This window comes from Myroides sp. LoEW2-1 (genome assembly GCF_009767705.1).
Lineage (GTDB): Bacteria > Bacteroidota > Bacteroidia > Flavobacteriales > Flavobacteriaceae > Flavobacterium > Flavobacterium album_A.
The window spans coordinates 48,436-55,019 of the sequence record NZ_WSPP01000107.1 but is presented as its reverse complement, the minus strand read 5'-3'; the positions used below and the strand labels follow the sequence as shown (position 1 = coordinate 55,019).

Annotated in this window: 6 protein-coding genes; all 6 read right to left on the bottom strand. The window is 33.5% G+C overall.

All coding sequences use genetic code 11. From position 1 onward, the window contains the following. Positions 1-426: 426 nt before the first annotated feature. Genes GOQ24_RS07325 through GOQ24_RS07300 form a run of 6 tightly spaced genes read right to left on the bottom strand, consistent with a single transcriptional unit; the run spans position 427 to position 6,584 of the window. The gene (locus tag GOQ24_RS07325; protein WP_155090754.1) at positions 427-1,806 is read right to left on the bottom strand and encodes an NADH-quinone oxidoreductase subunit N; all 1,380 of its coding nucleotides are present in this window, start codon (positions 1,804-1,806) and stop codon (positions 427-429) included. 55 nt (positions 1,807-1,861) lie between these two features. After that, positions 1,862-3,295: a NuoM family protein gene (locus GOQ24_RS07320; protein ID WP_155090755.1), complete on the bottom strand. Its 1,434-nt coding sequence runs from the start codon at positions 3,293-3,295 to the stop codon at positions 1,862-1,864. Positions 3,296-3,304: 9 nt separating this feature from the next. Further along, positions 3,305-5,191, bottom strand: a complete 1,887-nt coding sequence (gene nuoL, locus GOQ24_RS07315; protein WP_155090756.1) for an NADH-quinone oxidoreductase subunit L — start codon at positions 5,189-5,191, stop codon at positions 3,305-3,307. A 6-nt stretch (positions 5,192-5,197) separates the two neighbouring features. Continuing rightward, positions 5,198-5,518 (bottom strand): NADH-quinone oxidoreductase subunit NuoK, encoded by a 321-nt coding sequence (gene nuoK / locus GOQ24_RS07310; protein WP_155090757.1) that lies wholly within the window; start codon positions 5,516-5,518, stop codon positions 5,198-5,200. A 2-nt stretch (positions 5,519-5,520) separates the two neighbouring features. Beyond that, on the bottom strand, positions 5,521-6,036 hold the full coding sequence (locus GOQ24_RS07305; protein ID WP_155090758.1) for an NADH-quinone oxidoreductase subunit J: 516 nt from the start codon (positions 6,034-6,036) through the stop codon (positions 5,521-5,523). A gap of 2 nt (positions 6,037-6,038) precedes the next feature. Beyond that, the gene (locus GOQ24_RS07300; RefSeq protein ID WP_155090759.1) at positions 6,039-6,584 is read right to left on the bottom strand and encodes a NuoI/complex I 23 kDa subunit family protein; all 546 of its coding nucleotides are present in this window, start codon (positions 6,582-6,584) and stop codon (positions 6,039-6,041) included.

Genomic DNA, 6,584 nt, shown 5'->3' with positions numbered 1-6,584 from the left:
TGGTTTGTGTTTGTTTGAATGTTTGATTAATTATATTCTGAGTTTGTTGTTTTATCTTTAATTTATAAGATTAGGGGTTGTTTAAATTTGTTTGTTGAGTTGTTTTTACTTTTATTTCTGCTATTTAACTAATATTAAGTTATTTAGTTTTATGAGTATTTGTGGTTAATGTAATTTTGTAGTTTCTTGAAGATTTCAATTAAACTTAATTTTGCGAATTTATAATTAGAAAAAGGAGGGAATTGTATTAATTTATTTATAATTATGTCAAGATTTGTTGGGTTGGAAACTGCTTTTCGATCACTTTTACAAGTTTGTTTGCGTTGGAATTGGATTGAATTTAAATGTTAATAATATGTAAAAAAAGAGGGTGTCTGCCCAAACAGATACCCTCTTTAATGCGGTTTATAACTTGTTAATGACTATCTATTGAAAGATATTTAACAAAATTGAAGGACATAGTCCTATTATGATATTAATTGCTACAGCCAGTACACCTACTATTTTATAAGATAGAGGTATGCTTAGTGCTGTTTCTTCTGCTGTTTCATCGTTATTAGTAAACATAACTATAATTACTTTTAGGTAGTAATAGATACTTATAAAAGAGTTAATAACACCGAATATAACTAATGTGATGAAACCTTTAGATATAGCTTCAGAGAATAGAAAGAATTTACCAAAGAAACCTGCAAAGATTGGAATCCCACCCATTGATAATAAAGCAATAGATAAAACTATAGCCATTAATGGATTGCGTTTACCTAATCCACTGAAGCTTTGAATTAATTGGTTTTCTTTTCCTTTAGTTACTGCCATCAATACAGTAAATGCTGCAATACCTGCAATAGCATAAGCTGTCGCGTAATAGAATAGGTTAGCTGCTGAGGTATTTAATGCAGTTAAAGCCATCATCATGAAACCAGCGTGTGATATACCAGAGTAAGCAAGTAATCGCTTCATGTTTTCTTGGCGTAGCGCCATAATATTTCCTACAGTCATTGTAAGAATTGCAATTACGACAATCGCTGTTATATAGCCTTCAGGCATTTGTCTTAACAGATGGAAACTAAGTTTGAACAAAGTTGCAACAGCAGTTACTTTTACTAAAGTACTCATCATAGCTGTTGTCAAAGTTGGTGCTCCTTGATACACATCTGGTGCCCAGAAGTGGAAAGGTACAGCTGCTATTTTGAATAACATCCCTATGATGATCATTACTACACCTAACGAGTACCATATAGGTAGAGTTCCCTGTGATGTAATAGTAATGATTTCTGAAATGTCGAAAGACGCAGTAGCACCATATACTAATGCTATCCCAAACAAAACAATTCCTGAAGCAAATGAACCTAACAAGAAATATTTCATTGCTGCTTCATTACTTTTGATATTTGCTCGATCTGAACCACAAAGTATATAAAGTGTAATCGATAAGATTTCAAGTCCTAAAAAGAACATGGCCATATTTCCAAAACTCACCATACAGATGGCTCCCATAAGAAGAAATAGTTTTAGTGAAATATAGTCTGAAATCTTAGAAAATTCTTTTTGATAAAAATCTTTACTTAACGCTACTAAGAAAATTGTTAATGCGATAAATAAAGAGCTAAAAGCGTTTGAGAATTTCTTAGTAATAAACATATTGTTATAATATGAAACCTCTACGTCAATATTACAAACTGTGTAACCTAATATACCCACTAATCCTATTATAGTCATAGGGATAACAAGCTTACGCAGATTGATAATCTCTGCTATAAGTACTAAAACTGCTAATACTCCAATTGCTATTAATGTGTTCATTTGTGATAATTTGGAATTATGATAGTACCTCAAAAGAAGCACTACCTATATTTTATTACTTAATGTACGAAACGATTTCTACCAATGAAGGTGTGATTAAATCCGCCAATGGTTTAGGATAGATACCTAAGAATATGATGACAATTGCCAAGACACCTAAAATTATGCTTTCTTTTGTATTAAGATCAGCAAAAGGTTTAGCATTTGTCTCTCCTAACATTGCTTTCTGGAACATTCTAAGCATGTAAAATGCACCGAATATCAATGTTGTACCACCTATTACAGCATACCATAAATTAATTTGTGATAGACCATATAGTATATTGAATTCCCCTATAAAACTGAATGTTCCAGGTAAACCAATAGAAGCAAACATTAAAATCATAAAGATAGAAGCAAATTTAGGAGCTTGTTGACGTATACCTCCCATTTCTCCAATCATTCTCGTTTGATATCTTCTGTAGATTATCTCTCCTACGAAGAATAATCCTACAATTACAAATCCGTGAGCGATCATCTGTAATACTGCTCCTTTCATACCATCTAATGTTAGCGTGTATGCACCTGCAGCTATTAATCCTACGTGAGCTAAAGACGAGTAAGCAAAGAATCGCTTGATATTAGCTTGTTTTAATGCCACTATAGAGCCATATACTACACCAATAATTGATAGAACTAAAATAGTTGGCATTACTTCTTTAGCAGCGATTGGCGTAATTGGAATTTGCCAACGAATTACGGAATATAACCCCATTTTTAGCATGATCCCTGCCAAAAGCATTGTTCCTACTGTTGGTGCTTTTTCATAAGTACTTGCTTGCCAAGTATGGAATGGGAATACAGGTATCTTAATTGCATAAGCTAAGAAGAAGGCAAGAAACACCCAATATTGTTCTGTACCTGTTAATCTTGCATTATATAAATCTTGTAATAAAAAGCTTCCTGTTTTACTGTATAAGTAAATGAAACCTACTAACATAAATAGGGATCCAGCAAACGTATAAATAAAGAATTTTAAGATTGCCTTTTTTCTTACTTCAAAAGTATCATTACCCCATAATAAGGCTATGAAATAGATTGGCAATAGCGATAATTCCCAAAATACATAATATAATAAACCATCAGCAGCTAAGAATGTACCAGTCATAGCAAATGACATAAACATCACTAAGCTGTAGAATATGTTTGATTTTTCAATATGATCACCGAAAGATGAAAATATAATAATTGGTGTTAGCGCTGTTGTTAACAGAGTAAGTGCTAATGCTAAACCGTCAGCTTTTAGAGCTATATGAATATTTGGATTACTTATCCATTGCGTCATATATCCAGCATCTGTTCCCGCGTTATGTTGGCAGATTAAAACAATAGTTTCTACAAAAGCAACTAATCCAAATAATAGAGCTACTTTGGCTGCTGGTTTTTTACCTGAAATATAGGTAGCTATTGCACCAACTAATAACGTTAATAATAGTATAGTTACGTTCATCTCTCTTAATTATCTTGCAATGAATAAATAGTATAACAATAAACAGATTCCGAATACAAATGCAAATAAGTACAGACCAATGTTTCCATTCTGTGCTTTTTTACCTTGTAACGATAATTCATCTGCAATTTTTCCAAGTCCAAATACAGCACCTGACAAGGCTACTTCGACAACATCTCTAAAGAAAGTAGCAATGATGTAGATTGGTTTCACAAATAATTTATCATAGATTTCATCGATATAGTATTTGTTGTACAATACTTTATGGAATCCAGTGATTTTATCATCCTCTTGTGGTACTTGTGCTTTTTGGATGTATTTTCTAAATGCCCAAATTAATCCGATAAGGAATCCAACTGTCGCTACTCCCATCAACATATACGCTTCAAATCCTAAGGCATGTGGGTGGTTTGCAGCACTCTTCACAATTACGGGCTGTAAATATTGATTCAACCAACTACTACCTGGCCAACTGATCAATCCTCCAAAAATGGATAACACAGCTAAAACAATTAGCGGTAAAGTCATTGAGATTGGACTTTCATGCAAGTGATTTTTCTGCTCTTGTGTTCCTCTAAAGCCTTTTTTGAAAGTTAAGAATACAAGTCTAAACATATAGAAAGCAGTCATAATCGAAGCAATAGAGCCTATGATATATAGGGCTTTATTATGCTCAAATGCAACCATTAATATTTCATCTTTTGAAAAGAATCCTGAAAGGAATGGAAATCCTGATATTGCTGCAGTTGCTATTAAAAACGTGATATATGTTACCTTCATGTATTTGTCAAGTCCTCCCATGCGTCTCATATCTTGTTCTCCTCCCATAGCGTGGATAACTGAACCAGAACCTAAGAATAAACATGCTTTAAAGAATGCATGCGTAATTACATGGAATACAGCAACTTCATAAGCACCAAATCCTATAGCCATAAACATTAATCCAAGTTGAGATACCGTAGAGTAGGCTAAGACCTTCTTGATGTCATTTTGTACTAATCCAATTGATGCAGCGAATAAGGCTGTAAATGCCCCAACTATCGCTATTGTATCTTGTACTAATGGAGCTAAATCAAATACAAAATTTAATCTCGTGATTAAGAAGATACCTGCAGTTACCATTGTAGCTGCGTGGATAAGTGCTGAAACAGGTGTCGGTCCTGCCATTGCATCAGGTAACCATGTATACAGTGGTATTTGAGCACTTTTACCAATTGCACCTATAAAGATTGCCAAAGCAGCACAACCAATCCAAGTGTTGATTTGGTGGTTAGTCCCTGACATTAATGCAGTTTTGATAGTCATATAATCTAATGAATGGAATAAGAATGCTAAAATAAATACTCCAATCAAGAAACCTAAATCACCAATACGGTTCATAATGAAAGCTTTTTTGGCTGCATCATTATAATCTTGGTTTTTATGCCAAAATCCAATAAGTAGATATGAACACAGTCCTACACCTTCCCATCCAATAAAAGTGATTAATAAGTTGCTTCCTGCTACTAAAATGATCATGAAAAAGATAAATAGGTTTAAGTAACCAAAGTATTTACCATAATTCTCATCTCCTTTCATATAGCTTGTTGAGTATAGGTGAATTAAAGTACCAATACCCGTGACAAACAATAGCCATAGAAGTGAAAGTTGATCTAATAGGAATCCAAATGAAATAGAGAACTTTTCAACAGCTATCCATTCAAATAGATTTCCTTGAATAGGAGTCTTTGTACCATTTACTTGTACAAAGGCTACTACTGTAACGATAAATGAAATTAAAACTGCTAAAGTTGCAATAATTCCAGAACCATTACCTAATTTTTTTCCGAAGAAAATATTAACTAAAGACCCTAAAAGCGGGACTAATAATAAAAGTAAAATTACGTTTGTATCCATGCGGAATTACCCTTTTAAGTTTTTTAATTTATCTATATCAATTGATCCAATGTTTCGATATATAGTTACCAAAATAGCTAATCCTACTGCTACCTCTGCAGCGGCTACAGCCATGGTAAAGAATACGAAAACTTGTCCTTCAGCATCTTGGTGAAACGTTGAAAAGGCAACTAACAACATATTAGCTGAGTTCAACATAATCTCGATACACATGAACATGACAATTGCGTTACGTCTATAAAGTATACCAAATACCCCGATACAAAATAAGATGATCGATAAGTATATGTATTTGTCAATACCGATGATTTCAATTACATTTTCCATAATTATGCTCCTTTTTCGGTTTTATCTTTTTTAGAAATTAGTACAGCTCCAATCATTGCCAATAGTAATAAAACTGCTACCATTTCGAAAGGCATTACGTATTCGTTTAGTAATATTTTACCCAATACATGTGCTGATTGAAAATCTTGACCTGAAGTAGCATATTGTAAATCGTAGGTTTGTGCACCACGCATTACGATAGACAGCATTAAAATTCCTATTAAGCAAAAAGCTACAGTCGCAACAAGCTTAGTGATGAATGGTTTTGATACCTCATGGCTGATATTAAGGTTCATCAACATAATCGTAAATAACATTAATATCATGATGGCACCAGAGTAAACCATGATGTGAACCATACCTAAAAACTGAGAGTTTAATAAGATGTAGTGTCCTGCTAAAGAGAAGAAACTTACAACCAACCATAATGCACTATGGATAGGGTTTTTGCTCAGTACTGTTAGAGCTGCACTTCCGAGTGTAATTGTCGAAAGTATGTAAAATAAAATTTCTATCATGATTAAGCTTGATTCTGTTGTTTAGTATTGTGTATTGCCATCTCTAAAGGCATCACTAATTTATCTTTTCCAAATATGAAGTTTTCACGAGTAACATCAGCTTTAGCTATCTGTTTTGATGTGGTTAAGTAGATTGCCTGTTTTGGACAAGCTTCTTCACATAGACCACAAAAGATACATCTAAGCATGTTAATCTCATATATTTCAGCATATTTTTCTTCTCTATACAAGTGTTTTTCATCTGCTTTACGTTCAGCAGCTTTCATTGTGATAGCTTCTGCTGGACATGATAAAGCACAAAGACCACAAGCTGTACAACGCTCTCTTCCTTCATCGTCTCTCATCAACATATGACGTCCACGATAAACAGGACTAAAAGGGCGTGTTTGTTCTGGATATGCAATCGTTACCTTCTTCTTAAACATGTGTTTCAAGGTAACCATCATACCCTTGAAGATAGCTACTAAGTAGATTCGCTCTGTCCAAGTCAGTTTCTTATCTGAAACTGTCTTTTTTCTTCCTGATAATGAATAAGTATTTGATGACAT